This window comes from Candidatus Binatus sp. (assembly GCF_030646925.1).
Taxonomy (GTDB): Bacteria; Desulfobacterota; Binatia; order Binatales; family Binataceae; genus Binatus.
Map to the genome: position 1 here is coordinate 1 of NZ_JAUSKL010000030.1, position 23,184 is coordinate 23,184.

Annotated in this window: 25 protein-coding genes and 1 pseudogene; 11 read left to right on the forward strand and 15 right to left on the reverse strand. The window is 61.8% G+C overall.

The genetic code is table 11. The features are described from left to right. Position 1 precedes the first annotated feature (1 nt). From Q7S58_RS22055 to ispD, 4 genes and pseudogenes are all read left to right on the forward strand, one after another. A pseudogene (locus Q7S58_RS22055) lies at positions 2-283 on the forward strand (YfhL family 4Fe-4S dicluster ferredoxin); the annotation flags it as partial. Positions 284-1,561: 1,278 nt separating this feature from the next. Continuing rightward, positions 1,562-2,029 (forward strand): ribosomal protein S18-alanine N-acetyltransferase, encoded by a 468-nt coding sequence (gene rimI, locus Q7S58_RS04505; protein WP_304821273.1) that lies wholly within the window; start codon positions 1,562-1,564, stop codon positions 2,027-2,029. A gap of 173 nt (positions 2,030-2,202) precedes the next feature. Next, positions 2,203-2,697 (forward strand): CarD family transcriptional regulator, encoded by a 495-nt coding sequence (locus Q7S58_RS04510; RefSeq protein WP_304821275.1) that lies wholly within the window; start codon positions 2,203-2,205, stop codon positions 2,695-2,697. Positions 2,698-2,852: 155 nt separating this feature from the next. Continuing rightward, positions 2,853-3,539 (forward strand): 2-C-methyl-D-erythritol 4-phosphate cytidylyltransferase, encoded by a 687-nt coding sequence (gene ispD, locus Q7S58_RS04515; protein ID WP_304821277.1) that lies wholly within the window; start codon positions 2,853-2,855, stop codon positions 3,537-3,539. Between the two features lie 325 nt (positions 3,540-3,864). Here ispD and Q7S58_RS04520 read toward each other — a convergent pair whose 3' ends face one another. Genes Q7S58_RS04520 through Q7S58_RS04530 form a run of 3 tightly spaced genes read right to left on the reverse strand, consistent with a single transcriptional unit; the run spans position 3,865 to position 5,546 of the window. Beyond that, positions 3,865-4,623 (reverse strand): Phenylacetic acid catabolic protein, encoded by a 759-nt coding sequence (locus tag Q7S58_RS04520; RefSeq protein ID WP_304821279.1) that lies wholly within the window; start codon positions 4,621-4,623, stop codon positions 3,865-3,867. Between the two features lie 24 nt (positions 4,624-4,647). Then, a complete protein-coding gene (locus Q7S58_RS04525) occupies positions 4,648-5,085 on the reverse strand; it encodes a MaoC/PaaZ C-terminal domain-containing protein (RefSeq protein WP_304821281.1) in 438 nt (145 codons plus the stop codon). A gap of 11 nt (positions 5,086-5,096) precedes the next feature. Beyond that, positions 5,097-5,546 (reverse strand): MaoC family dehydratase N-terminal domain-containing protein, encoded by a 450-nt coding sequence (locus Q7S58_RS04530; protein ID WP_304821283.1) that lies wholly within the window; start codon positions 5,544-5,546, stop codon positions 5,097-5,099. 241 nt (positions 5,547-5,787) lie between these two features. Between Q7S58_RS04530 and Q7S58_RS04535 the strand changes: the two genes are divergently transcribed. Continuing rightward, a complete protein-coding gene (locus Q7S58_RS04535; protein ID WP_304821286.1) occupies positions 5,788-6,084 on the forward strand; it encodes a 4a-hydroxytetrahydrobiopterin dehydratase in 297 nt (98 codons plus the stop codon). Positions 6,085-6,377: 293 nt separating this feature from the next. Here the strand turns inward: Q7S58_RS04535 and Q7S58_RS04540 are convergent, their stop codons facing one another. Then, complete coding sequence (locus Q7S58_RS04540; RefSeq protein ID WP_304821288.1) at positions 6,378-6,854, reverse strand: aromatic-ring-hydroxylating dioxygenase subunit beta; 477 nt, start codon at positions 6,852-6,854, stop codon at positions 6,378-6,380. 21 nt (positions 6,855-6,875) lie between these two features. Further along, entirely contained in the window at positions 6,876-8,201 is a 1,326-nt protein-coding gene (locus tag Q7S58_RS04545) for an aromatic ring-hydroxylating dioxygenase subunit alpha (RefSeq protein WP_304821290.1), read from the reverse strand. 181 nt (positions 8,202-8,382) lie between these two features. Here Q7S58_RS04545 and Q7S58_RS04550 point away from each other — a divergent pair, with 181 nt between their 5' ends. Further along, positions 8,383-9,582: an acyl-CoA dehydrogenase family protein gene (locus tag Q7S58_RS04550; protein WP_304821292.1), complete on the forward strand. Its 1,200-nt coding sequence runs from the start codon at positions 8,383-8,385 to the stop codon at positions 9,580-9,582. Here Q7S58_RS04550 and miaB read toward each other — a convergent pair. After that, positions 9,579-10,919 carry a tRNA (N6-isopentenyl adenosine(37)-C2)-methylthiotransferase MiaB gene (miaB, locus tag Q7S58_RS04555; RefSeq protein ID WP_304821294.1) on the reverse strand — a complete coding sequence of 447 codons (1,341 nt, stop codon included), beginning with the start codon at positions 10,917-10,919 and terminating at the stop codon, positions 9,579-9,581. The two genes, Q7S58_RS04550 and miaB, sit on opposite strands and share 4 nt — an antisense overlap. 133 nt (positions 10,920-11,052) lie before the next feature. On the opposite strand from miaB, the gene Q7S58_RS04560 reads away from it, so the two are divergent. Then, positions 11,053-11,268, forward strand: coding sequence for a hypothetical protein (locus tag Q7S58_RS04560; protein ID WP_304821296.1), 216 nt, complete (start codon positions 11,053-11,055; stop codon positions 11,266-11,268). Between the two features lie 35 nt (positions 11,269-11,303). Here the strand turns inward: Q7S58_RS04560 and Q7S58_RS04565 are convergent, their stop codons facing one another. Continuing rightward, a complete protein-coding gene (locus Q7S58_RS04565; protein ID WP_304821298.1) occupies positions 11,304-12,140 on the reverse strand; it encodes a universal stress protein in 837 nt (278 codons plus the stop codon). Positions 12,141-12,224: 84 nt separating this feature from the next. On the opposite strand from Q7S58_RS04565, the gene Q7S58_RS04570 reads away from it, so the two are divergent. From Q7S58_RS04570 to Q7S58_RS04585, 4 genes are all read left to right on the forward strand, one after another. Continuing rightward, positions 12,225-12,518 carry a hypothetical protein gene (locus Q7S58_RS04570; RefSeq protein ID WP_304821299.1) on the forward strand — a complete coding sequence of 98 codons (294 nt, stop codon included), beginning with the start codon at positions 12,225-12,227 and terminating at the stop codon, positions 12,516-12,518. A gap of 32 nt (positions 12,519-12,550) precedes the next feature. Then, on the forward strand, positions 12,551-13,030 hold the full coding sequence (locus Q7S58_RS04575; protein ID WP_304821301.1) for a Fur family transcriptional regulator: 480 nt from the start codon (positions 12,551-12,553) through the stop codon (positions 13,028-13,030). Between the two features lie 142 nt (positions 13,031-13,172). Continuing rightward, positions 13,173-14,414 carry a CaiB/BaiF CoA-transferase family protein gene (locus Q7S58_RS04580; protein ID WP_304821303.1) on the forward strand — a complete coding sequence of 414 codons (1,242 nt, stop codon included), beginning with the start codon at positions 13,173-13,175 and terminating at the stop codon, positions 14,412-14,414. Between the two features lie 95 nt (positions 14,415-14,509). Further along, entirely contained in the window at positions 14,510-14,773 is a 264-nt protein-coding gene (locus Q7S58_RS04585; protein WP_304821306.1) for a hypothetical protein, read from the forward strand. 23 nt (positions 14,774-14,796) lie between these two features. Here the strand turns inward: Q7S58_RS04585 and Q7S58_RS04590 are convergent, their stop codons facing one another. From Q7S58_RS04590 to rsmD, 8 genes are all read right to left on the reverse strand, one after another. Continuing rightward, the gene (locus Q7S58_RS04590; protein ID WP_304821307.1) at positions 14,797-15,639 is read right to left on the reverse strand and encodes an alpha/beta fold hydrolase; all 843 of its coding nucleotides are present in this window, start codon (positions 15,637-15,639) and stop codon (positions 14,797-14,799) included. A 91-nt stretch (positions 15,640-15,730) separates the two neighbouring features. After that, the gene (locus tag Q7S58_RS04595; protein ID WP_304821309.1) at positions 15,731-15,955 is read right to left on the reverse strand and encodes a zinc ribbon domain-containing protein; all 225 of its coding nucleotides are present in this window, start codon (positions 15,953-15,955) and stop codon (positions 15,731-15,733) included. Positions 15,956-16,042: 87 nt separating this feature from the next. Next, positions 16,043-17,794: a signal peptide peptidase SppA gene (sppA, locus tag Q7S58_RS04600; protein WP_304821311.1), complete on the reverse strand. Its 1,752-nt coding sequence runs from the start codon at positions 17,792-17,794 to the stop codon at positions 16,043-16,045. A gap of 124 nt (positions 17,795-17,918) precedes the next feature. Further along, positions 17,919-18,548: a glutathione S-transferase family protein gene (locus tag Q7S58_RS04605; protein ID WP_304821312.1), complete on the reverse strand. Its 630-nt coding sequence runs from the start codon at positions 18,546-18,548 to the stop codon at positions 17,919-17,921. 27 nt (positions 18,549-18,575) lie between these two features. Continuing rightward, positions 18,576-20,510: an alkaline phosphatase family protein gene (locus Q7S58_RS04610; RefSeq protein WP_304821314.1), complete on the reverse strand. Its 1,935-nt coding sequence runs from the start codon at positions 20,508-20,510 to the stop codon at positions 18,576-18,578. A 36-nt stretch (positions 20,511-20,546) separates the two neighbouring features. Further along, entirely contained in the window at positions 20,547-21,746 is a 1,200-nt protein-coding gene (locus Q7S58_RS04615; protein ID WP_304821316.1) for a pyridoxal phosphate-dependent aminotransferase, read from the reverse strand. Between the two features lie 116 nt (positions 21,747-21,862). Beyond that, complete coding sequence (gene coaD / locus Q7S58_RS04620; protein ID WP_304821318.1) at positions 21,863-22,378, reverse strand: pantetheine-phosphate adenylyltransferase; 516 nt, start codon at positions 22,376-22,378, stop codon at positions 21,863-21,865. A 13-nt stretch (positions 22,379-22,391) separates the two neighbouring features. Further along, on the reverse strand, positions 22,392-22,976 hold the full coding sequence (rsmD, locus tag Q7S58_RS04625; RefSeq protein WP_304821320.1) for a 16S rRNA (guanine(966)-N(2))-methyltransferase RsmD: 585 nt from the start codon (positions 22,974-22,976) through the stop codon (positions 22,392-22,394). Between the last annotated feature and the right edge of the window lie 208 nt (positions 22,977-23,184).

Below are 23,184 nucleotides of genomic sequence, written 5' to 3' on the forward strand. Positions count from 1 at the left end.
AATGGCGACGGTCATCACGAGCGAGTGCATCAATTGCGGGGCGTGCGAGCCCGAATGCCCCAACACCGCGATTTATGGCGGCGGTGTGACATGGGAATTGAATGGCGCGACCAGTCCGGCGATCGCGCAGGATATCTATTACATCGTGCCGTCGAAGTGCACCGAATGCGTCGGCTTTCACGATCACGAAGCGTGCGCCGCGGTATGCCCGGTCGATTGCTGCGTGCCTGATCCCAATATTCCGGAAACTGAATCGGTGCTGCTCGAGCGCGCGCGCGTATTGCATCCCGAATTGACGATTCCCGACGACGCGCCGTCGCGCTTTCGCAAGGAAGGCGGTGCGCCCGCACCGGCCGGCGATGGCGCGGAAGCCAAGCCTGCGGCGCCAGCAGCGGCCAACGTCGCGGCCCCGGCTCCCGCTAAAGCGGCAGCACCGGCAGCGCCGCCGCCTGCACCGGTCGCGACTGCGCCGGCGATCGCCGCGCCGATCGCGATGCTGAATCTTCCCAAGGATATCGGCGCTCTGCCCGGTCCGCTCGCCGAAAAACATTTTCCCGGCGAACTCGAAGCGGATTTCGACGCGGTGCTCGCGACGGTCGAGGACAAGCCGACTAGCTCAGCGCCCGGCGCGGTTCGCGTTGCACTCAGACTCGCCGAGCCGATTCTCGGCGCGATGCCCGATGAAACCAAGCTTCAGCTCGAAAGCGCGGTGGGCAGCACCTCGGGATTCTCGCGAATCCGCGCGACCGCGCTGAACATGATCCTGAATCTGATCGCGTATCCGGCGGCGCTGATTGCCTTCGCGGTCGTAGTGCTCGGCGATCCGCTGTTTTCGCAGCAAACCGGCGGATGGATCATGCTCGGCCTCGCGCTTGCCTCGGGCGAAGCGGCGTGGCGTCTCCGCGAGGGTATCGTGCACGCCAGGCCGGCGTCCGAGCTGACCTATCGCGGATGCTGGTACGGGCTCGCGCTCGCGCCGGTGGGTTCGATCCTCGCGAAACCGGGTGGCAAGGCACGTCCCACGAATCGCAAGGTGGCGTTCGACGGTTTTGAGAGCACGATGCACGACGACAAGCTCGAGCGCGATCGCCGCTACGGTACGGTTTATAAGGTCGCGGAGTATTCGAATGCGTATCTGGTCCGGCTCGAGATGCCGCGCAAATTGCCCCAATCGTCATTGAAGCGGCTGTGGAATCTCCCCGACGAGATGCCCGATTACGACTACACGGTCGCGCTCGGCGACTCGGTGCTCGCGATCAGCGGGAGCGCGCGGGGCGAGGCGCTCAGGAAATTGTCGTATGTGTCGTCGTCGTTCCCGGCGGACTTTTCGACCCGCATCGAGTTCGGCAAGCCGGTGACCGCGTTCAAGCATCGGATGCGCGCGAAGATCCTCGAAGTGATCGTGCTCAAAGGTGAGGCAGGCGAGCTGCAGAGCGCTGCTTGATAACACTGTTTGGAGAGTCGTCGGCAGCCCTGCTTCCGGTGACGAGCGCTCCGCGAGCGTGACGCCGCGTTCACGGAGCGCGAACCAGGGACTCCTTCAAGGTCGAGGTTAGGTCAGATGGCGATCCAAATCCGGGACGCCACGAGTCGCGACCTGCCGCATATCCTTGAAATCGAGCGCCTGTCGTTCCCTTCGCCGTGGACGCTCGCATCGTTCAAAAGAGAGCTCACGCTGCCATTTTCGCGCGTGATCGTGGCGATTTCGGAGGATTATACTCCGAATCGGGGTGCCACATCGCCGATTCTGGGCTTCCTATGCCGATGGCTGATCGCCGACGAATGCCACATCCTAAATATTGCGGTTCATCCGGACGCGCGGCGGCTGGGCGTCGGCGCGATGCTGATGATTGAAGCGATCAGAGAGGCTCAGGCCGAGAGAGCGGAGCTGGTGACGCTCGAAGTTCGTCGCTCGAATCTGGCGGCGCGACAGCTCTATCGCAAGTTCGGATTTGAAGAACGACGTTTGAAAAAGAACTACTACGGTCCCGGCGAGGACGCGATAATCATGGAACTGCGATTTGACTGAGCGCGTCGGTCAGTGACTTTGTTCTATTTGGGACCCTGATCACCGCAATATATTCATCGTGGGGTTACAAGCCAGCAAGAATTATGGCATACTGGTAAGCACATTCCAGGCCGATCGGACCGGTAAACTTGCCGCCTCGAAATCCAAGGCTTGCGATTAGGTACGAAAATAGCATGAATCTGCCGTTCAAAAAGGGCGAGAAGGTGGTCTACCCTGCTCACGGCGTAGCGGTGATCGAGGACATCCAGATGCGCGTCATCTCGGGGACCGAGCGGCGTTTCTATATGCTGCGAATCCTCGGCACCGAAAAGATGACGATCATGATCCCCACCGAAAACGTCGAATCGGTCGGACTGCGGCGCGTGATCGGCAAGGACATGGTCGAAAAGATCTACCGCATCCTGCGCCAGCGGAAAGTCGAAGTCGATACGCAGACGTGGAATCGGCGCTATCGCGAATACACCGAAAAGATCAAAACGGGCTCGCCGCTCGAGATCGCGAAGGTGCTGCGCGATCTGCTGGTGCTGAAAGGCGACAAGGAATTGTCGTTCGGCGAGCGCAAGATGCTCGATACGGCGCGGAGCCTGCTGGTGAAGGAACTTTCGATCGCGAAAGCCAACACCGAAGAGAAAATCATGGAAGAGTTGAAGACGATTTTCGCGAACTAGCCGTAGCTCTGTTCGAGGATGTTTCGAGGGCCGGGGATCGCTCCCGGCCCTTTTTTTGTTGAAGCTGCGAATTCGGTGTGCGACTCTGCCAGCGATGACCTCGTGATGCTGCCGGCTACATTTTTGATGTCGATTGACGGCGAACCCGCGATGAAATGAAAGCGTCGGCGATCATTGTCGCGGCGGGCAGTGGCGTGCGCCTGGGCAAGCAGGAACCGAAGGCTTTCGTGAAGATCGGCGGTCGCACGATCCTGTCGTACTCGCTCGCAGTGATCGCCGAACTCGACGAGATCGGCGAAGTCGTAATTACGGTGCCGGCGGGATTCGAATCGATTGCGCGCGCTGAAGTGAGCTCGGTAGGGATCGGGATTCCAGTGAAGATCACCGTGGGCGGCGTCGAGCGGCAGGACTCGGTGCGAATCGCGCTCGCGCTGACGTCGGCGGAGAGCGAGTTGGTGATCGTCCACGATGCGGCGCGGCCGTTCGCGGACGCGGATATTTTCCGCCGATGTCTCGACGCAGCATCGCGAGTCGGCGCTGCAATCGCGGCGGTACCGGTCGCGGATACGCTGAAGCGCGTCGATGGCGATCGCGCGATCGTCGAGACGGTCGCACGCGCGGGGCTATGGCAGGCGCAGACGCCGCAAGCCTTTCGCCGCGAGTTGCTGGTGTCCGCGCACGATCGCGCGTTCGAGCAAAAAATCGCCGCGACCGACGACGCCGACCTAGTCGAGCGGAGCGGCGCGCGAGTCGAGGTGGTCCCGGCTTCGTCGCGGAATCTGAAAATTACGACGCTCGCGGATCTCGCGCTCGCCGAAGCGCTCGTGACGTCGCGCGCGTAGCGGCGCGCTCACCGCCGGAGATCGGCAACTTGCACGGAGTTGGTGAATTTTCGAGGAATTCTTCCTCGGGGCGAGCATAGCTTTCTGTCATTCAGAGCGGAGGCTGCCGGAGCGAAGAATCCCGGAGGGATGCGGAGCAAAGTAAAAGATCCGGGATTCTTCGCTGCGCTCTGAATGACAGGAGTGAGATGCCGAGACGGCTTACTCGGGTTCGCGAGGTCGACGTTTCGCGTTGCTCGATCGAGATCCCTCGACTCCGGCAGCCTTCGCTCGGGATGACGGATAGAGGCGCCTTCTCAGGACACCGGGGAAAATGCGCCTTCGCTCACGCCAGCGTGTGCGGATAGTCGGGCGTCAGTGCGGGAAACTCGAGGCCGAGCTGTTCGCATCGCCGCGAGAGCATCGTGGTGAAAAGCTCGGCCAGTTCCTCGTTGTCGCGGGTTTTGAGACCGTAACGGATGCAATCGTAAGTAAAGCCGGTGCCCGGCGGGCCGAAGAAATTCACCGCGCGCGGAATCCATTTGCGGAACGCGTCATTGACTGCCTCGACGCCGAACTTTTCGACCGCTTCGCCTAGTTGCCGCGACGCGAAAATTTCGTGGTCCGCTTCTTCTTCGAGAATGATCTCGGCGGCGGCGGCGTGCGGCGCGTAGCTTGAGTCCTTGTAATTGACGCCGATCATGATGAGGCCGGTGGTGTCGAGGCTGATCGACGCCATCAGCAGATCGAGCTCGCCGCTCGCGTGGCCGGCGAAGTAGCTGGGCGCGTCGAAGGACGGCGCCTTGAGCACGGCGATCATCGAGCGGTCGGCGGCCTGCTGGTTCATCCCGATTTCTTCGAGCGCCCGGTAAATCAGGCGCGCATGTTTTCGTTCCTCGGCCAGATTTTTCTGAATCGTCGGCGTCAGCGCCGGATTGTCGATCGTCTCGAGCGCGCGCTGATAGCCGAGCGCGGTGAGTTTTTCCGCGAGCGCATGCGCCGCCATCAGGCGCATCAGGATTTTGGTGTAGTGCGGATCGACGCGGCCCGCGTTGATCGCTGCGGCGTTGATCGATCGCGGCGAAATTTCGCGCCGGATCGGCATCGTGACTACCCCGACCTCACGTGCTCACTTGGCACTGCGCGAGGGCAAAATAACGGTGGCCGTGCCGGGCGTGGTTTTTTCGCCCTTGGCATTCTCGAGCCAGATTTCGCAATCGACCAGGTGATGTCCGTTGTCGGTGTACTTCTTGATGACCTTGCCGCGCGCGACGACTTTGGCGCCCGGCTGATCCATCCCGCGATACTGCACGCCGAGCTTGCGCAGCCATCCGTGCTCGCCGGCGAAGTCGGTCATCAGATGCCCCAGAAATGCGTTCTTCAGCGCGCCATGCAGAATCACGCCGGGCAAGTTGTTGTTCAGCGCAAAATCCTTGTCGTAATGAATTTGATAAAAGTCGCCCGACGCGCCCGCATACTTGACGAGTTGCTGCGTGGTTGGATTTTTCTCGAGTGGACCGATCTCGGTGCCGACTTCGACGTCTTCGAAATAATTCTGCTTTGCCATCGGAGCGCCTCCTAGTAGCGGATTCCGGTCGAGCGCTGAATCACGCAGACTTCGCCGAACTGATTGGTGTAGGTGGTTTCGACCGTGGTGAAGACCATCGGTCCGAGGCGGCCGGCGGCTTCGCGCAAATCGACCAGCTTGGATTGCACGCTGATGCGATCGCCGGGGCGAATCGGCACCAGGTATTCCCAATCGGAGCCGCCGTCCAAGCCGCGCGCAGTCGGCATATCGAGCTTGATGTCGGGAATCGCCATCCCGAGCGAGCGGCAGAAGGTCGGCGGCGCGATCATGCCGCCGAAGCGGCTTTTGCGGGCGTCGTGGTCGCTGTTGAAGAGCGGATTGGAGTCGCCGATCGCCTCGGCGAAGCGGCGGATCGCGCCGCGCTCGACTTCATGCGTACGCGATTCGGTGACCTTGCCGATTTGCTTGCGGGCTTCGTCGGTAACGTATTTGTTCGCCATCGTGATGCTCTCCGCTGACTAACTTTATAGCGACTCGGCCCTGCGGCCCGAGATCGGCTTCGCGCTTCCAGCGACTCGGCCCTGCGGCCCGAGGTCGGCTTCGCGGGTGCAACGCGTGTATCGCCGATCTTTTATCACAGCGAGCCACGATGCGTATAACCCCGCTGCGGCTTGGGTTGCGGCGAGACGCGGGCCTACAATGGGTACGCATCATCGATCAAACCAGCGGAGGAATCCCGAGATGGCGGCTAAACTCAGCGCGGAGCAAATCGCGGACAAGCTAAAGGCGCTTCCCGGATGGGAGTACAAGGACAATGCCATCACCAAGATATTCCGCTTCGAGGAATTTCTTTCGGGGATCGAGTTCGTGCAGAAGGTCGCGGAAATCGCGGAAGGCGCGGACCATCACCCCGACATCGCGATCAACTATAAGCGCGTGACGTTTTCGTGCACGACTCACGATTCCGGCGGCGTGACCGACAAGGATTTCAAGCTGGCCGAGAATATCGAGATCGCGTACACCGATCGCCAAGGGTGAGACAGGATCCGGATTCCTCGAGTCCTGCAACCCCGGTCAGGATGACGGATGAGGCTGTCGTGACTTTCCGCGACTCAACACACCACCGCTGACCCAAGTGCTATCTTGTCGAGCCCCTCCGTGTCATTTCGAGCGTAGCGAGAAATCCGGGATCCGGGTTCCCTCGTCGCTTCGCTCGCTCGGGATGACACGGAGAGAGCGGCCCAATTCGCGATTCGTCCCTCCTGTCATCTTGAGCGGAGGCTGCCGGAGTCGAAAGATCCCGATCCTCGCGACGGCATCGCGCGCGGCGGCTAGACGATGAAGGTCAGGTTGTCGATGACTTCGTCGTTGTTCGCCAGCACCGCTTTTTTCGCGGCGATTTTCCAGCGCCCGTCCTCGAAGCGCATCCGATGCTCGTAGCGGCCGGCGAACACGCGCTCCCTGCCGCGCCTGAGTTCATACATGATAAACGCCGAACAAACCGCCGCGATGCTTTCAGCGGAATCCTCGATCTGAACGTTCGAGATCAGCCGCTTGGTGATTGACGGCGGACTTTGCGCGTGCGCGATTCCCGACGCGAGCCGTGCGATTCGATCACGAAGCTTCGGCACGTCATCGTAAACCAGCGAGATCGTTTGCTTCGGATCGCCGCCATCGCCGTTGCATGGAATCCAGTAAATGGCGTCTTCGGTGAGCATCGATGTCCATTCGCTGTAGCGCCGATCGTCCAGCAGGCTCGCCTCCTGATAGAGAATGTCTTCCGCCTGGGAACGGCTGAGCGTGGGCATCGCGGCACTCCGCCCTGGCGCTCAGATCGTACGCGCGATGCGCAATGTTTTCGGCTGCTGCGACTCTGCGACGACATTGCACATCAGCGATTTCCATCGGCGATAGAAGGCGCGCTGCGGCGTTTCATCGGTGATGTGCCCGACCACTACGCCGTCGCCGCCGGTGCGCTCGCGCTCAATTCCGCGCGAGAGCTCGAGCCATTCGGCGCCTTTCACGCGGAGCCCGTCGCTGCATCGATTGAACATCTCGACGTCGTCGGGCGCGCCGCCGCCCGCGGAACCATAGAAACTCTCATGCGCACGCAATCTCGCGACGTTGATTTCATCGGGCACGCCTTTCAGCGTAGTCGGCAGCAGGTGAACGTCGGTGCGCTTCGCGCTCACCGGTATGGTCATGCGCAACTGGACGCCGATTATCAGCAGATTCGGGAAAATCGCGAGATTGACGTTCGAGGCGGCGAAAATCTCTTCGGTCCGCGCCTCGCCGTAGCGGCGAATCATGCTGCTAGAGTAGGCGTCGCTGCTCGCCTGCGATGTTGCTCCGCGCAGTAGGTTGGACACCGGCCCCTTGGCGGAGCGATGCCGCGGCGCCATGTCGAGAATCGAGTGGCCGTTGCCGAGATCCTTGCTTTCGAACTCGGAATTGCCGGTGAAGAGTTGCATCACCTTGCGGCCGAATCCCTTGCCCTGGGCTTCGAAGAACGCCTGATGAACGAAATTCGGATGGTAGCCATCGACGCCGTTCTCCATCTGGAATTTCCAGTTGCCGTCGTAGCCGTACTTGTGCACGCCGGCGCGCGCCTCGACTTCGCCGTCCGGGGACAGTTCCATGAACAGATCGATATAGTGCCGCGCGTTCGCGAGGTAATCGGTGAGTGGCGCGACCTCGGGATTGAGGCTCGCGAAGACCAGCCCGCGATATTTCTCGACCCGCGCCGCCTTGATCAAACTGAACCTGCGCCGATCGAAGCTGGCGCCGTAACCGTCGGCATACGGCACGCCGATCAGGTCGCCTTTGTTGCTGTAAGTCCAGCCGTGATACCAGCATCGGAAGGTGCTCGCATTGCCGCGATGCTCCTGGCAAATCGTCGAGCCGCGATGCATGCATCGATTCATCAGCAGGTGGATATCGCCGTTCTCGTCGCGCGTCATGATCGCGGGCTGGGTGCCGATCGGCACGGTCTTGTAGTCGCCGGCCGCCGCGACCTCGCTCTCGTGCCCGACGAAGACCCAATTGGCTTCGAAGATGTGCTCCATTTCCAGGTCGAAGATCTCCTGTTCGAGATAGATCCTCCGATGGACCCTGGAATCCTGCACCAGTTCTTCGAGATTCAAATGTGACGGCATTGACGCATCTCCTGCTGGCCGCTCGCGACATCGCGGCTATTCTCGATTCGGCGACTACCTCGCGTCAACCGCGACGACGCATCGAAAAGCGCGTCGATCTATGCAAGGACATCTCAATTGTGCAAGTGCTTGGGCCGAGTGATTCCCGATTGGTTCGCGCGCTTGATACGGAGATTTGTTTATGGCGACACAGCACGATTCTCGCGCATCGCAAGATATTTTAGCATCGACTATTCTCGCAGCGACGCAAGCATTGGCGCCGCTCATCCGCGAATCCGTCCCCGCGATGGATGCGGAGCGGCGGTTGCCCGCCAACCTCGTCGATGCGCTCAGAGAGCTTGGCGCTTTCCGGATGGCAATTCCGCGCGCCTACGGCGGGCTCGAGCTCGATCCGATGATGCAGGTCAGAGTGGTCGAGGAACTCTCGCGGATCGACGGCTCGGTCGGATGGTGCTCAATGATCTCGTCGGCCGGCAGTTTCGCGAGCGCGTTTCTCGCACCGGCGGTCGCGCAACGACTTTGCGGCGACGTGGGATTCTCACTCGCCGGCCAGGTGGTGCCGGTCGGACGCGCCGAACTGGTCGATGGCGGCTATCGCGTCAGCGGCCGCTACCGATTCGGCAGCGGATGCCATCACGCGTCGATGATCGTCGGCGGATGCGTGGTCTTCGAGGGCGGCAATCCGCGCCTGGTGAATGGACGGCCGGAAATTCGCGTGATGATATTTCCGCCCGGATCGTGCACGATTCTCGATACCTGGTATACGACCGGCCTCGTTGGCACCGGCAGCAACGACTACGTGGTCGAGAATGCATTCGTGCCGTTCGAAGAGAGTTGGAACTTCGCCGAGCGTCCGCGATGCGCGACCGCGCTCTACCGATTCGCTCCGCTCTTCTTGGTGTCGCACGCCGGAGTGCCGCTCGGAATTGCGCGCGCAGCAATCGACGCAGTCATGGAACTGGCGAGCCGCAAAGAGCTGATGCCGGATCCGCACAAGCTCTTCGGCAGCCGCAAGCTGGGTGATGACTCGCGCACTCATGAAGCGCTCGCGATTGCCGAAGGCGAATTGGCGGCGGCTCGCAGCTTCGCCTACTCCAGCATCGAGGAGCTTTGGCAGACGCTCGAGCGCGGCGAGCGGCTGTCATCGCGCCAGCGCGCGCTCTATCGAATCATGCTGGTGTACGTGCATCGGGTGGCCAAAACAGTGACCGCCACGATGTACGATCTCGCCGCGACCAGCGCCATCTATCGCAGCAATCCGCTGGACCGCCTGATGCGAGACATCCTGACTGCGTGCCAGCACGGAATTGTGCATCCCAAGATGTATCGGCCCGCGGGACGGATGCTGCTTGGGCTCGAAGCCGGCGACCCGATGTTCTAAAGAATCGGCGTCCCGAGGAGTGAGTGGCCAGTGGCCGAATCGACGCGCATCGTGACGGTGTCGCCGATGTGGACGGTGCTGTTGCCTGAAAAAATCGCGGTTTTGAATTGCGGCGTCTTGCCCGCGAGCCGGCCCTCGCCACGGCGCGCCGGACCTTCGACCAATACCGGGAACGTCCTGCCGATGAGCGCGCGGTAACGCGTTAGCGACATCTCTTCCTGCAGCGCGATCAGCGCGGTCAGCCGGCGTTGCTTGTCCTCTTCGGGAACCGAGTCACCCAGCTTGAAAGCGCGCGTATGCTCGCGCACCGAGTACTTGAACATGAATGACGAGTCGTAGCCGACCGCGCACATCACGTTTGCGGTCGCATCGAAATCGGACTCGGTCTCGCCGTGAAAGCCGACGATGATGTCGGTCGAGAGCGCGACATCTGGAATTGCGGCGCGAACCCGCTCGACGAGATTCAGATACTGCGCGACGGTGTAGCCGCGTTCCATCGCTGCGAGCACTCGATCGGAGCCCGACTGAATCGGCAGATGAAGATGCGGCTGGACTTTGGGCTCGGTCGCCATCGCGTCGATCATCGAGTCGCTGACGTCACTCGGATGCGGCGAGGTGAAGCGGATGCGCTCGATGCCGTCGATGCGCGCGATCATCTTGAGCAGTGCGCCGAAGTCAGTGTCGTTGTGCCGATACGCGTTGACGGTCTGCCCCAGCAGCACGACTTCCTTGACGCCGCGCGCGGCGAGCCCGCGAATCTCGCGCAGCAGATCGGCTGGAGCGATCGAGCGCTCGCGTCCGCGCACATACGGCACGACGCAAAACGCGCAGAATTTGTCGCATCCGCGCATCGCGGTGACGTAGGCGCGCACGCCGCCGCCGAACTCCGGAGAAATGTCGGCATAGGTCTCGGCGCGATCGAGGCGCACGTCTATCATTGGATCGAAAGCCGCGTTGCCGATCTCGCCGAGCATCTCGGGCAGGCGGCGATAAGCGTCGGGACCGGCGACCACGTCGAGGCACGCGGCCTTCTCGATCAGCGCGGCGCGGTAGTGCTGCGCCATGCATCCGAGCAGGCCTAGCTTCACCCCGGGCCGCGACTGCTTGATGCGCGCGAGCGCCGTCAGGCGACCGAGCACGCGCTCTTCGGCATGCTCGCGAATCGCGCAGGTATTGAGGAGAATCACGTCGGCGGCGTCGGGGCGATCGACGCTCTCGTAGCCGGCGCGCCGCAGAATCGCGGTGATCGTCTGCGAATCGGCGACATTCATCTGGCATCCGTAGGTTTCGAGATAAACCCGCGGCGGCCGCGTCGAGGTAGTGCGATCGTGAATCATGGGCGAGCAAGAATCTTAGGCCGTCGCGGGCGCGCGGCACAATGCAGCGCCTCCGCCGCGACAATCCGCGAACGTGCCACGAAATATGGACGTTGCGGGAGTGTCACGTCGATACTATCTTTCGTCAGAGCCTATGAGTGAGGACCGCAAACCGTGGTTCGACAAGATGGAGGCGAGCCTGCTCGCGTGTCCGAAATGTAAACGCGCGGTCAAGCCTCGTAAACGGCTGCTGATTGTCCTGCCCGAAGGCGACAAGTACGAATATCTATGTCCGCAATGCGGCTCGGTCTGCGGCGATACGATCGAAACGCCGGCGCCAATCCCGCCGCCGCGATCGAATCTGCGGTAGAGCAGCCGTCACGCTTGCGACGCTAGACGCGGTGTTCAGCGCGACAGGAACACCGGACAGGGTGAGTTGCGCAGCACGTACTCGGTGGTCGAGCCGAGCACCATCTCGATGATCCTGCTGTGGCCGTAGGCGCCGATGAATAGCAGGTCGGCGTCGTACTCCTTCAAAAATTTCACGATCTCTTCGTTGGCGTGGCCCGGCAGCAACTTGAATTCGGCTTTGGGCGTGTAGGATTGAAAATACGCGCGAGCCTCCTCGAGCGTGCGCTCGCCAAGTTTGGGATCGCGCGCGACCGTGACGACCGTCAGCGGCGCGCCGATGCCGTTGGCGAATTCCGCCGCCGCGCGCATCGCTTGTGATGCCCGCTCGCTGCCGTCGTAAGCGAGCACTGGCCGCCTGATTTCGCGGAATCGCATCGGCGAGATGAAGAGCGGGCGCGGGCACTTGCGCGCGACACTTTCCGCGGTCGAGCCGAGCAGCCCGGTCGAAAAACGCTCGTTAACGCCGCGATGACCGATCATCACGAGGTCGGCGCTGCGGGCGCGCTCGCAAATCTGGTTCGCGACGATGCCCATGTCGAGCGCGGTCTCGGCGCTGAGGCCCTCGCGATGCGCCGATTCCGCGAAAGTATCGAGCACGCCGCGCCCGCGATTGGTCAGCACCTCGCGCATCTTCGACGAGAAATCCAGATATGGTTCCAGCCCCAGCGAACCTGATATATCATGGAAAAACGAGCCTTCGATCGACACGATATCGACCACATGCAGACCAGTCAGCGACGCGCCGAAGATCCGGGCGAAATGAAATGCATACGCCTGCGCGTTGCGCGAATGCTCCGAAGTGTCGATGCCGACCAGGATTTTTTTGATCAAGGGCCTGACCTCAGCCTCAACTATCGCGATAACACGCGGCGCGGTTCTGTCTCAAGAGCGGATGCGGACGGGGAGTAAATCGGAATGAGCGAACTCAGCGAAGCGCGCATCATGAAAATCGTGGACGAGCTCGCGGGCGCCGCCGAGCGCGCCGGCCTGCAGGTGCGGCGCGAGAAAATCATGCGCGAGATCGGATATCGCACGCGGGGCGGCGCGTGCCGCCTGCGCGACCAGGATTTGGTGATCATCGATCGCGATCAGCCGGCGGCCGAGCAGCTCGAGGTATTGGCGGAGGCGTTGCGCTCGCGCGATCTCGAGGCGATGTATCTCTCGCCGGCGGCGCGCCGAATCGTTCACGCAGGAGAACCGCAATCTTAAGAGGCGAGATGCCGCGACCGGGCGAAACAGCGGTGGCCGGCCATACTGTCGTCGATCGCAAGCCGGCGGTCAGCGCGGATGCGCGGATGGAAACCTTCCACGCGCGCCTCAAGGAGCGGGGGCTTAAATCGACCGGCCAGCGCGACGATATCGCGCGCGTGTTCTTCGAGCTGCCGCATCATATCAGCGCGGAAGAACTGTACGCCGAAGTCAAGAAGGTCAATCCGCACGTCGGCTACGCGACGATCTACCGGACGCTGCGCCTGCTGAAAGAATGCGCGCTGCTGTACGAACGGCACTTCGACGAAGGCCAGGCGCGCTACGAGGCGGTCGGCGAGCGGCATCACGATCATTTTATCTGCGAGCAATGCGGCCGCATCATCGAGTTCGAGAATGTGGCGATCGAGCGCATCCAAAATGTCATCGCGCGCGATCTCGGCGTGACGCTCACCCGGCACAAGATGGAACTTTACGGCACCTGCCCTGATTGCAAATCCCGGCGCGGACTGTAAGCGCGCATTTTTTTTTCTCTGTTGCCTCGACCTCCTTCAGTTCAGATCAATTACAGCTCTGCTTTCACGAAAACCGGCGACGCGCATTCCTCGTTGCCATTTTGGCTTGACGGCGCCGGACCTGATTGAGAGATATTCCGGCATGGACCAGAAACCCCGGATGCTCGAAGGCTATCGCGTGCTGGATTTCACGCATTTTGTCGCGGGTCCGACCTGCACCCGGATTCTCGCCGAGATGGGCGCGGACGTGATCAAGGTCGAGCGCAGCCTAAGCGGCGATCACGTGCGAAAGCTCGGCCTCGTTCGCGACGGACTCAGCACTTACTATTTTCAGCACAATCATTCGAAGCGCAGCCTCGCGCTCGATCTGCGCAACCCGCGCGCGCGCGAACTGATTCTCGCGATGATTCCGAAAATCGACGTGGTGGTGGAGAACTTCGCGCCCGGAGTGATCGCGGAGATGGGCTTCGGCTACGCGGCGGTCCGCAGGATCAATCCGCGCATCATCATGTGTTCGATCTCGGTCGCGGGGCAGACCGGGCCGCTAAGCTACAAGCCGGGCTACGACTTCCTGGGCGCGTCGCTCGCCGGCGTGCTCGATCAGATCGGCGAGCCCGATCGCGCGCCGTCGGTGCCCGCGATGGCGATCGGAGATGTCTCGACCGGCGTCGCATCCGCGATGGCGGTGGGCTTCGCGCTGCTCAATCGCGAGCGCAGCGGCGAGGGTCAATACCTCGATGCGTCATTACTCGACACCTACTTCCACATGCACGACGCGTCGGTGCCGGTGGTATCGCTGCGGCCCGGCAAGTGGTCGCCGAAGCGTGGCGGATCATTGCATCCGACCGGTAGCCCGTGCGGCGCCTATCAGGCACCGGGCGGCTACATTTTTCTGATCATGCAGCAGCACGAAATCGCACGACTGTGGCGCGCGATGAAGCGTCCGGACCTCGCCGAGGACGCGCGCTTCAAGACCAATCGCGATCGGTTGAAGAACAACCTCGAGTTCAAGCGCATCTTCGAGGAATGGCTCGCGACGTTTCCCGATCGCGACGCGGCACTCAAGGTGCTGGATGCGGAGCGCGTGCCATGCGCGCCGGTTTACAAGGTCGAAGAAACGATCGCGCAGCCGCATATGCGCCAGCGCAAAACCGTACGCCGCGTGAAATACGGCACGATGGGCGAGTTCGACATTCCGGGATTGCCGGTGAAATTCTCGACCTGGCCGGATCGCACCGACCTGAAGGCGTCGGCGGTCGGCGGCGACAACGATGCGATTCTGAACGAAGTGCTCGGGCTGACGCCGGCCGAGATCGCGGTGCTATATGAAGATAAGGTACTGATCGCCGCGCGGGCTCCGGTCAGCCAGGATAAGCCCGCGTAGATAAACCGGCGTGATGTGAGTAGCGACGGAAACGAACACCTGGAAGCGACTAACTATCGATGTAGCTATTGCAGTAGCTATCCAGAGATTACTCAGTGAAGCACGCGGGGCCAACGGCGCTCGGTAGTCTCGAGCCGATCATTGCGGAGATTCGGAAGCTCGCGGGCTTGAAGGAAAAGAAGCGCGGCACGTTCTATCGCGGCTCGGTCGGCTTCCTGCACTTTCACGAAGATCCGGCGGGATTCTTCGCCGATCTGAAAGTCGGCGTCGAATTCGAGCGGATGCCGGTCAACAATCGCCGCGAGATCGATGAGTTCATCCGGCAGGTCCGCCGCGCGGCCGCGATACCAAGTAGCTAATCCCGGCGCCGCTGAGTAGCCAATCAGTGAGTTTTGAGCCACTCGAGCAACGTCGCGTCGAACAACTCCTGCTCCTCGAAATGCGGATAATGCCCGCTTTTTTCGAACGCGCGAAACGTATGATTCGAGATCAGATCCTTGGTCTTGTGCCATGCGGTCGAGACGGTAGCGAAATCGAAATTCCCCGACGCGATGAAAACCGGACATTTGATCTTGGGCAATGCCGTTTTTGGATCGAACTTGCTGAACTCGCCGCCGGGTCCCCAGAAGCGCTCGAAAATTTTCGCGCTTGGCCTTTGCCCGCCCCATAGTTCGGTGCAATCGAACTCGGCGTCGTACCAGAAGAGCGGACCGTTCGCGACGTAGCCGGCGATCATCGCTTCGTCGGTCGCCGCGTTGCGCATCAGGTCGCCGACGCGTTCGTGATTGCGCGCCAGGATGTCCTTGCGTCTCTGCGAGGCGAGCGTATCCCAGCTTCGCGCCTGCTCCGCCTCGAGCGCGGGACCGAACATCGGGGCGGTGGCGACCATGATCGCGTGCGAGATGCGCTCCGGATGCCGCACCGCGTACTGCAAGGCAAGGAAGCCGTGCCCCGAATGCCCCAGCACCGCGATTCGCTCGAGATTCAGCGCGGCGCGGAAGCGATCGAGGTCGTCCACGATCGAGTCGAGCGTGAGCGCGTTCACGTCGCCGACGTCGGATCGATTCGCCCGCAACTCGACGAATATCAGTTGCAGATGCTCCCGCAATTTCTTCGAGAACGTGCGCTCATAGATCGGCGATCCCGCCAGCGTCGGAATCACGCACGGCAGTCCGTTGCCTTCGGCCAAGTAGTGGATGCGAGTGCCATTGATGTTTACAAACATCGGACTCCTTTGACGACCGCAAGTCCGGCCGCGATCGATCACCGTCTGGGTGGCACAGGCTTTAGCCTGTGGCATAGCTGTGCGATTACTTCTAGTGTCGGCGTTTAGGGCGGCGCAAGTCGGAGGCGGCGCGCGGAACAGGCTCTGGTCCGGCGCGATGCTTGAACATCATGTCGTTGCCACAGTGCGGGCAGTTGACATCGTCGTATTTTACGTAACGCCCGCAGATTGGACATTTGTAGCGATGCCGCGCGACCCAATAAAAATAGGCCGCGGTCACCCCGACCATCACGAGGCCGACGATCGTCTCTTTCATGAGCCTTACCGGAACGTTTCGATATGCGGATTCATCGCGCTCGTCTCGAGGTTGAATCTAACAAATTCGCGCCTCCCGCGGCGAAGTCTAGAGCACCGGAATTATCGGGCAATAGACCGCCCGGAACACACTGCGCCCGCTGAGCGCCGCGCGAATCAACTGGATCAGCGGATCCGCAAATCGATTGGTCGCGCCCGCGCCGAGTGACGCGCCAATCTTGCCGCTCAACAGCGATTGCAGCAGTCCCGGACGCTCCGGCAGTTCGATGATACCGACTGGCTGATCGACCGACAGCCGCGCCATCGATTTTGCCGCCGTCATCGCGTCGTCGAAGCCGCCGAGCGAATCGACCAGCTTGATCTTGAGCGCCTGCTCGCCGGTCCAGACCCGCCCTTGGGCTACCGCATCGACTTCTTCGGTCTTCATGTGCCGTCCGTCCGCGACGATCTTCAGAAAATCCCGGTAGGTATCGCCGAGCATCTGGTCGTGGAACAGTTTCGCCTGTCCGGGGGTGAAATCGGTCCACATGCTGAACATCTCGACGTTGGCGCCGCGGGTCACGGCGCCAGTGTTGGCGTACAGCTTCTGCACCGCGGGCGAGACGTTGAATTTTCCGCCGACCACGCCGATCGAGCCGGTGATCGTGCCGGGCTCGGCGAAAATCTTCGCGGCCGGCGCCGACACCCAGTAACCGCCGGATGCGGCGAAACTCGACATACTGACGACCACCGGCTTGGATTTGGCGGTCAACTCGACTTCGCGCCGAATCAGTTCGGAGGCGATCACCGAGCCGCCCGGCGAGTCCACCCGGAACAGCACGGCGCGGACGTTGTCGTCCTCGCGCGCGGTCTTGAACGCCTCGGTGAGATCGTCGGAGGTCATCGCGGGCGCGCCCGGACCGGAGAGCGGATTGATCCCGCTATCGCCGCGCTGGATATCGCCTTCGCCATAGATCACCGCGATCTCGTCGCCCGGGCCCTTAAGCCTGGAGAACATCCCCGGCCGCCGGTAGTTCGCGTACTCGACGATCTTGTGCTCGGCGCCGCCGCCATGATGCTTCACGCGCTCGGTGAATTGATCGTGGTACTCGATTCGATCGACCAGATGCGCCTTCAGCGAAGCTTGCGCATTGAGAGGCGCCTGATCGATCAGCGACTTCACATTCTCGGATGTGAGTTTGCGCTGCGCGACCGTCGCCGCGACGATCTGATCGAACATGCTGCCGACCAGCGCCTCATCCTCGAGTTTCTGCTCGGCAGTGAAATCCTTGTTGAGGAACATGTTGGCCGCCGACTTGTATTGCCCGAAGGCGGAGAAGTTCGGCACGATTCCGAGCCAGTCGAGCGTGCCGCGCGCGAACAACTCGCGCACGCCTACGCCGATCAGATTGAGCTCGCCCTGCGGCATCAGCGAGACTTCGTCGGCGGTGCTCGCGACCATGTACGGCAAATTGCCCGGGTCGGCTTCGCCCGCCGTCTCGATATACGCGCTTGTCCATTTGTTGTTCGCCTTGAAGCCCTTGATTAGCTGCACGATCTCCTGCGCCTGCGCGAGTTCCATCTCGGGATCGATCACCTCGATCGCGATGCCCACGATGCGCTCGTCCTTGGCGGCGTGATCGATCGCGCTGCGCAGTTCGTTGAGCGGAGTCTGATGCGGGTTCATCAGGCCGAGCAGTCCGCCGTCGCCGCGCTCGACCACCGGTCCCCTCATGCTGACCAAAAGCACGGAGCCGGGCTGCACGCGATGCGCGATGTACTCGGAGATCACGACGACCAGAAAAAATGCGAACAGGATGAGCGCTGTTCGTAAAATCCATCTGAAGAATCTTCTCAGCATTCGGGGCTCCCTTTGGCGATCGATTTTCGCGCGCGCGGGCGTCGCGGCTAACAATAGCCAGCCAACTATACCCGATCGGATGTAACCAGTGCTCGGCGACCTGCGATCAGCGCGTCGGCGCAGCTTATCTCATGTTGCGAGTCTTCTGATTCGCGTCGCGCGCGAGACATTTTTCCAGCCAGCGCCGCAGCGCCGGCGTCGATGCCAGCCCGACGCTCATGAGCATCGCGAGATTCAGGATCGATGCGACGTTGAGATCGGCGATCGTAAAGTCATTGCCGAGGATGTATTCGCGTCCCTGCAGATGATCGTCGAGCACCTTGAACGGCGCCTTCAATGCCTCGGCAGCCGCAATCGCGGCGTTTTCGTCGCGCAACTCGGGCGCGAAGAAAATCCGATGCATCAAGAGCGTGCCCAGATGCGGCTCGACTTCGCACATCCCCCAGAAACTCCACTGGTAGGTCGCCGCGCGATCCTCGATCGACTTAGGCCACCGCGATCCCTGTCCGTACTTCTCTGCGAGATAGAGATTGATCGCCATCGATTCCGAAAAAATCTGGCCGTCGTCGTCGAGCGCCGGGATGTGTCCGTTGGGATTAATTTTCAGAAAGTCGGGCTGACGAGTCGGACTGGCGGGCGTGACCGGATATCCCGGAAATGAAACCGGGATATGCTCGTACTTGAGATTCAATTCCTCCAGCGCCCACAGGCATCGCGCCGCACGCGACATCGAGGTGCCATACAACTTGATCATGCAAGCTACCTCCGGTTCATGTGCACACTACGGCGAGCTGCCGAGCGGCACGCGCGCGACCGACGAGCTATCAAGATACGGTTCGTCGCCGATCCAGGTCACGCGGATGCTCGCGACGGCCTTGACGCCCTGCAGTTCGAGGCTGGTCGTCATCGTCTGTGTATGCGCGCCGCCCGCGGAACGCTGCCCGTCCACCAGCGCCTCGGTCATCACGCGCCCGGTGGGAATCACGCCGCCCGGACCGACGTTCGGCAGCGTGCCGAGTATCCGCGTGATCGTCGGCGCGACGTCGATATTCGAAGTCGGATTCAAGTCCACGTAGCCGCGGCGGAAGTCCGGTCCGGTCGCCGCGCAAAAATTGTGAATCTCGCGCTCGCCCGCAGAACCGTGCATGCCCATGCCCGTGGTGAATTTGTCGTTGTCGCCGACGTCGGCGTACATCAGGCCCTTAACCGGATGAATCAGTTCCTTAGAACGGTTCGGCGACGACATCTGGCCGGATTTGCCGAGCGCGAAGCCCGGATGTGCCGGGCCGGTGTAGTCGCGATTGTCGATATCGGGCAGCTCGCCGAACGAGATCACCAGATCGGGCGAGCGCTCCGAATTGTAAAGGCCGATGATTGACTGGCTGAACGTGCCATCGATCCAGCCGAGGAACGGCCGCGCGGGATTGCGGGCGCGCCGCTTGCGCGGAGTATCGGCGGCGGGTTGCGCGAGGTCGCGCGAGAAGATCGGACCGCACCATTCCTGCGCTTCAGCGAAGTTCACGATTTTCTGCAGGATCGCGCGGCGCTGCTCACGCGTCGGAAACTCGCTGGGCGAGAGATAGATGAGGTCGGCGCCGCCATTCGGCGCGACGGTAATCTCGGGACTGTCGAGCGCTCTCTTGACGCCCGCAGATACCAGCAGCTCGGACAGCACCAATCGATATTTGACGGTCGCGAAGCCGTGATCCGACACGACGATCAGATCGGTTTTATCCGCGATGCCGCCGGAATCTATCGCGGTGCGAATCTTCAGCAGATTGCTGTCGGCGAGGTTGAGCGCCTCCTCCGCCGGCAACGTCCCGAGGCCAGCGGCGTGCTGCGTTACATCGGGATTGTGCTGCCACAAAACGATCAGCGCGGGACGGCCCGCCTCGGCCGCGCGCCTGGCCGCGGGAATCGCCTTCTCGACCACCAGCCGCGTGAAATACAAATCGCGCTGATCGTCAAGGACGCCGGCCCTCGAACGCGCCGGCATCGCAGCCTGAATCTTCTCCGCCTCGGCGGCCGGCTCGACCACGTCGTCCGAGACGAACAGGTAGTCCGCGTGCGCCTGCCCGAGCGAATCCTTGCCGTTGGCGACGCCATGAACGCGATCGTCGAACAAGATCGTCGGACCCTGCTTGCCGATGATCGCGAGATAGCCGCCCTCGCGCTCGACCTCCTGCGCGCCGGTATCCAGTCCGAGCAGCCGTCCCGCGAACCCGGTCGGCTCGTTCAAATCGATGAGCGTCTTGGTATTCTCGACGAACACCATGCGGCCGGCCGGATCGGTCGCGATCGCCGGCGAAGTCGTGCCCTGCACGCCGGCCGGCGGCTTCAGAAAAACCACGTTGCCGGCGAGACCGTTGACGCCGGGCGACGCGCCAGTCGCGAGCGCGGCCCCGTTGACCATCGTGAGCGTCGGAAACAGCGAATGATGGCGATCGAAACGCACGCCCTCGCGCATCATGCGGTAAAGATTCGGCGTATCGCGCTGCGTGACGAGGTCGGGCCGCAGGCCGTCCAACACCATCAGGATGACGATTCGTCCGCGTCCATGAACGTTCGCGGCTGGATGAAGACGATCCTCCGCTCGCGACGCCGGCGGCGCGAACATCGCCAGCGCCACGATCACAATCGCGATTCTGCGGATGAATTTCATCGGCGGTTTTTCGGCGCAGGCGCGGCGAGAATCGATAATGCCGCCGAATTTCATCTACTCGCGCTCAATCACAGCCCAGCTAATTTCGGGCTAACTCGAGAGTTTCGCGACCGCGCGCTCGATTCGATCGAACCCCTCGTTCAGATTTTCGATCGAGGTCGCATACGAAATCCTCACGTGATCGGGCGCGCCAAAATCGTTACCGCCGACCAGCGAGACGTGCGCCTGGTCGAGCAGATAGGCCGCCAGCGAATCGCCGTCGGTGATTTTCGCGCCGTTGTGCGACGTGCCGAGCAGGCCCGATACGTTGGGAAAAACATAGAACGCGCCCTGCGGCACGGTCGGCAGCGCGAACCCCGGGATTCGCCGGACGCGCTCGACGACCAGCGCATTGCGCGCGCGAAACGCCTCGAGCATCGGCGCGAGCTCGTCCTGCGGACCGGTCAGCGCCTCGATCGCCGCGGCCTGCGTCACTGAACTCGGATTGCCGCTGTTCTGGCTCTGCAAGCGTCCCGCCGCCGCGATAACTTCCTGCGGGCCCGCCGCGAATCCGATTCGCCATCCGGTCATCGCGTAGGTTTTCGACAGCGAGTTGAACACGATTCCGCGCGGCTTCAGTTGCGGCTCGATATCAAAAAGATGCGGTATCGTTCCCTCATACACGATGTGCTCGTAAACGTCGTCCGACATCACCCAGATGTCAGCATCGAGCAGCACCTTCGCGATCGCCGAGAGTTGCTCCGCGCCGTACACCGCGCCGGTTGGATTCGACGGCGAGTTGAGCATGATTCCGCGCGTGCGCGGCGTGATCGCGCGCCGCAGCGCGTCGGGCTCGAGGATGAAGCCCGATTCCTCGGAGCACGGCAGGAACTTCGGCTCGGCGCCCGACAGCGAAACCATCGCGGCGAAGCTGACCCACGCGGGCGTCGGGATGATGACCTCGTCGCCTTCGTCGAACAGCGCCGCGATCACGTTGGCCTCGGACTGCTTCGCGCCGGCCGACGCGATTATTTCGTTCAGCTCGTAGTCGAGTTGATTGTCGCGCTTCAGCTTCTGCTGGATCGCTTTTTTCAGCGCGGAGGTGCCGCCGACCGGCGTGTACTTGGTCTGGCCGCCCGCGATTGCTTTGCGCGCCGCATCCTTGATTCGCTCAGGCGTGTCGAAGTCCGGCTCGCCCGCCGCGAGCGGGACGACGTCGATTCCCGCGAGCCTCATTTCGGTGGCGCGCGCATCCGCCGCCATCGTGGCCGAGGTTTTTATCGCGGCAATTCTCCGGTTCAACTTGAGCATCCTTTATTCTCGATTGAGAGTGCGCGCGCCGCGAATGGCGCGTCGCTCGCCGAGATTGTACCGTTAGCGCGGAGCTGAAAACACCGCACCCTCGAATGCGCGCGAAGCGCCGCCGCTCAACTCAGCTTTAGTTTCGAGCGCAGCCGGGTCATCACCAGCTCGGGCACCAGTTCCGGCACCCGTTTGCCGTAGCTCGCGACTTCCTTGATCAGCCGCGACGCGGTGAAGAACAGCTTGGGATCGGAGAACATGAAGACGGTCTCGATATTCGGCGCCATCTTCTTGTTCATCTGAGTCATTTCCATTTCGTAATCGAAGTCGGTCACCGAGCGCAGCGAACGCAGCAGCACCTTCGCGCCGATTCGCTCCGCATAATCGACCGAGAGTCCGCTGAATTTGTCCACCCGCGCGCGCGGCTCGAGGTCGTGGATCACTTCGCGAATTATCTCGACGCGTTCGTCGGCCGAGAACAGCGCCGTATCCTTGTGCGGATTGTAGGTGACGGCGACGATCACCTCGTCGAACACCAGCACGCTGCGCCGAATCACGTCGATATGCCCGTTGTGAATCGGATCGAAGCTGCCGGGATAGACCGCAATCAACGGCGCGCGCTCTTTTGTTCTGTTCGCCATAACGTTCAGACCGTCACCCATTATTTATCGGCATTGTCGCGTTTCGTCGATACAAGGCGATCCGATGGTCGCCGATAGTTGCCACGTAGATGCGCTCATGGCCGGCCGGCGCGGGCGGCGCTTCTGGTGCGCGCTTCGATTGCTCCACCACTACCATTCCGCCCGGCGCGACCAGGTCGAACTGCGCGAGCATCCGCATCACGTCGTTGCTCATGTCGTCCTTGAACGGCGCATCGACGAACACCAGATCGAACGCATTGTGCGCGGCGTCGAGTTCCGCGAGCGCGCGATGAACGTCGGTCGTCATCAATCGCGCACGATCGGCGATCTCCAACTGCGCGAGGTTGTCGCGAATCACCGCCGCAGAGTCGCGCGAAGAATCGACGAAAGTCGCATGCGCCGCGCCGCGCGAAATCGCCTCGATACCGAGCGAGCCGCTGCCCGCGAAAATATCGAGCACACGCGCGCCCGCAAAATCCATCCGGACTGCCAGCCGCGAGAAGATCGATTCGCGTGCGCGCGCCGAGGTCGGCCGCGTTCGCAAACCGCGCGGCGCCTTGAGCCGCCGTCCGTGCGCATTTCCCGCAATTACCCTCATCGCCAGCCGAATTTTTCGCGCGCCCTCTTGCCTCAAGGTCGCGGACGATAGATAACCCGTTCTGACTGGACCCGCAAGTTCACTGTCGAAATTCCGGCGAGTCTGCGGGGCTCTGGCGGAGTCGCGGAATTTCGGCTACCTAACATTGGATTCTCGAACTCGTAAAATTTAGGGGTTGCACAAAATCTCGCTGTAAGGTCGGGTAATA

Bases quoted from the DNA above. Each gene is read 5' to 3' on its own strand.
- rimI (WP_304821273.1), top strand. From the start codon at position 1,562: ATGGCGATCCAAATCCGGGACGCCACGAGTCGCGACCTGCCGCATATC.
- Q7S58_RS04510 (WP_304821275.1), top strand. From the start codon at position 2,203: ATGAATCTGCCGTTCAAAAAGGGCGAGAAGGTGGTCTACCCTGCTCAC.
- ispD (WP_304821277.1), top strand. From the start codon at position 2,853: ATGAAAGCGTCGGCGATCATTGTCGCGGCGGGCAGTGGCGTGCGCCTG.
- Q7S58_RS04520 (WP_304821279.1), bottom strand. From the start codon at position 4,623: ATGCCGATCCGGCGCGAAATTTCGCCGCGATCGATCAACGCCGCAGCG.
- Q7S58_RS04525 (WP_304821281.1), bottom strand. From the start codon at position 5,085: ATGGCAAAGCAGAATTATTTCGAAGACGTCGAAGTCGGCACCGAGATC.
- Q7S58_RS04530 (WP_304821283.1), bottom strand. From the start codon at position 5,546: ATGGCGAACAAATACGTTACCGACGAAGCCCGCAAGCAAATCGGCAAG.
- Q7S58_RS04535 (WP_304821286.1), top strand. From the start codon at position 5,788: ATGGCGGCTAAACTCAGCGCGGAGCAAATCGCGGACAAGCTAAAGGCG.
- Q7S58_RS04540 (WP_304821288.1), bottom strand. From the start codon at position 6,854: ATGCCCACGCTCAGCCGTTCCCAGGCGGAAGACATTCTCTATCAGGAG.
- Q7S58_RS04545 (WP_304821290.1), bottom strand. From the start codon at position 8,201: ATGCCGTCACATTTGAATCTCGAAGAACTGGTGCAGGATTCCAGGGTC.
- Q7S58_RS04550 (WP_304821292.1), top strand. From the start codon at position 8,383: ATGGCGACACAGCACGATTCTCGCGCATCGCAAGATATTTTAGCATCG.
- miaB (WP_304821294.1), bottom strand. From the start codon at position 10,919: ATGATTCACGATCGCACTACCTCGACGCGGCCGCCGCGGGTTTATCTC.
- Q7S58_RS04560 (WP_304821296.1), top strand. From the start codon at position 11,053: ATGAGTGAGGACCGCAAACCGTGGTTCGACAAGATGGAGGCGAGCCTG.
- Q7S58_RS04570 (WP_304821299.1), top strand. From the start codon at position 12,225: ATGAGCGAACTCAGCGAAGCGCGCATCATGAAAATCGTGGACGAGCTC.
- Q7S58_RS04580 (WP_304821303.1), top strand. From the start codon at position 13,173: ATGGACCAGAAACCCCGGATGCTCGAAGGCTATCGCGTGCTGGATTTC.
- Q7S58_RS04590 (WP_304821307.1), bottom strand. From the start codon at position 15,639: ATGTTTGTAAACATCAATGGCACTCGCATCCACTACTTGGCCGAAGGC.
- Q7S58_RS04595 (WP_304821309.1), bottom strand. From the start codon at position 15,955: ATGAAAGAGACGATCGTCGGCCTCGTGATGGTCGGGGTGACCGCGGCC.
- sppA (WP_304821311.1), bottom strand. From the start codon at position 17,794: ATGCTGAGAAGATTCTTCAGATGGATTTTACGAACAGCGCTCATCCTG.
- Q7S58_RS04605 (WP_304821312.1), bottom strand. From the start codon at position 18,548: ATGATCAAGTTGTATGGCACCTCGATGTCGCGTGCGGCGCGATGCCTG.
- Q7S58_RS04610 (WP_304821314.1), bottom strand. From the start codon at position 20,510: ATGAAATTCGGCGGCATTATCGATTCTCGCCGCGCCTGCGCCGAAAAA.
- Q7S58_RS04615 (WP_304821316.1), bottom strand. From the start codon at position 21,746: ATGCTCAAGTTGAACCGGAGAATTGCCGCGATAAAAACCTCGGCCACG.
- coaD (WP_304821318.1), bottom strand. From the start codon at position 22,378: ATGGCGAACAGAACAAAAGAGCGCGCGCCGTTGATTGCGGTCTATCCC.
- rsmD (WP_304821320.1), bottom strand. From the start codon at position 22,976: ATGAGGGTAATTGCGGGAAATGCGCACGGACGGCGGCTCAAGGCGCCG.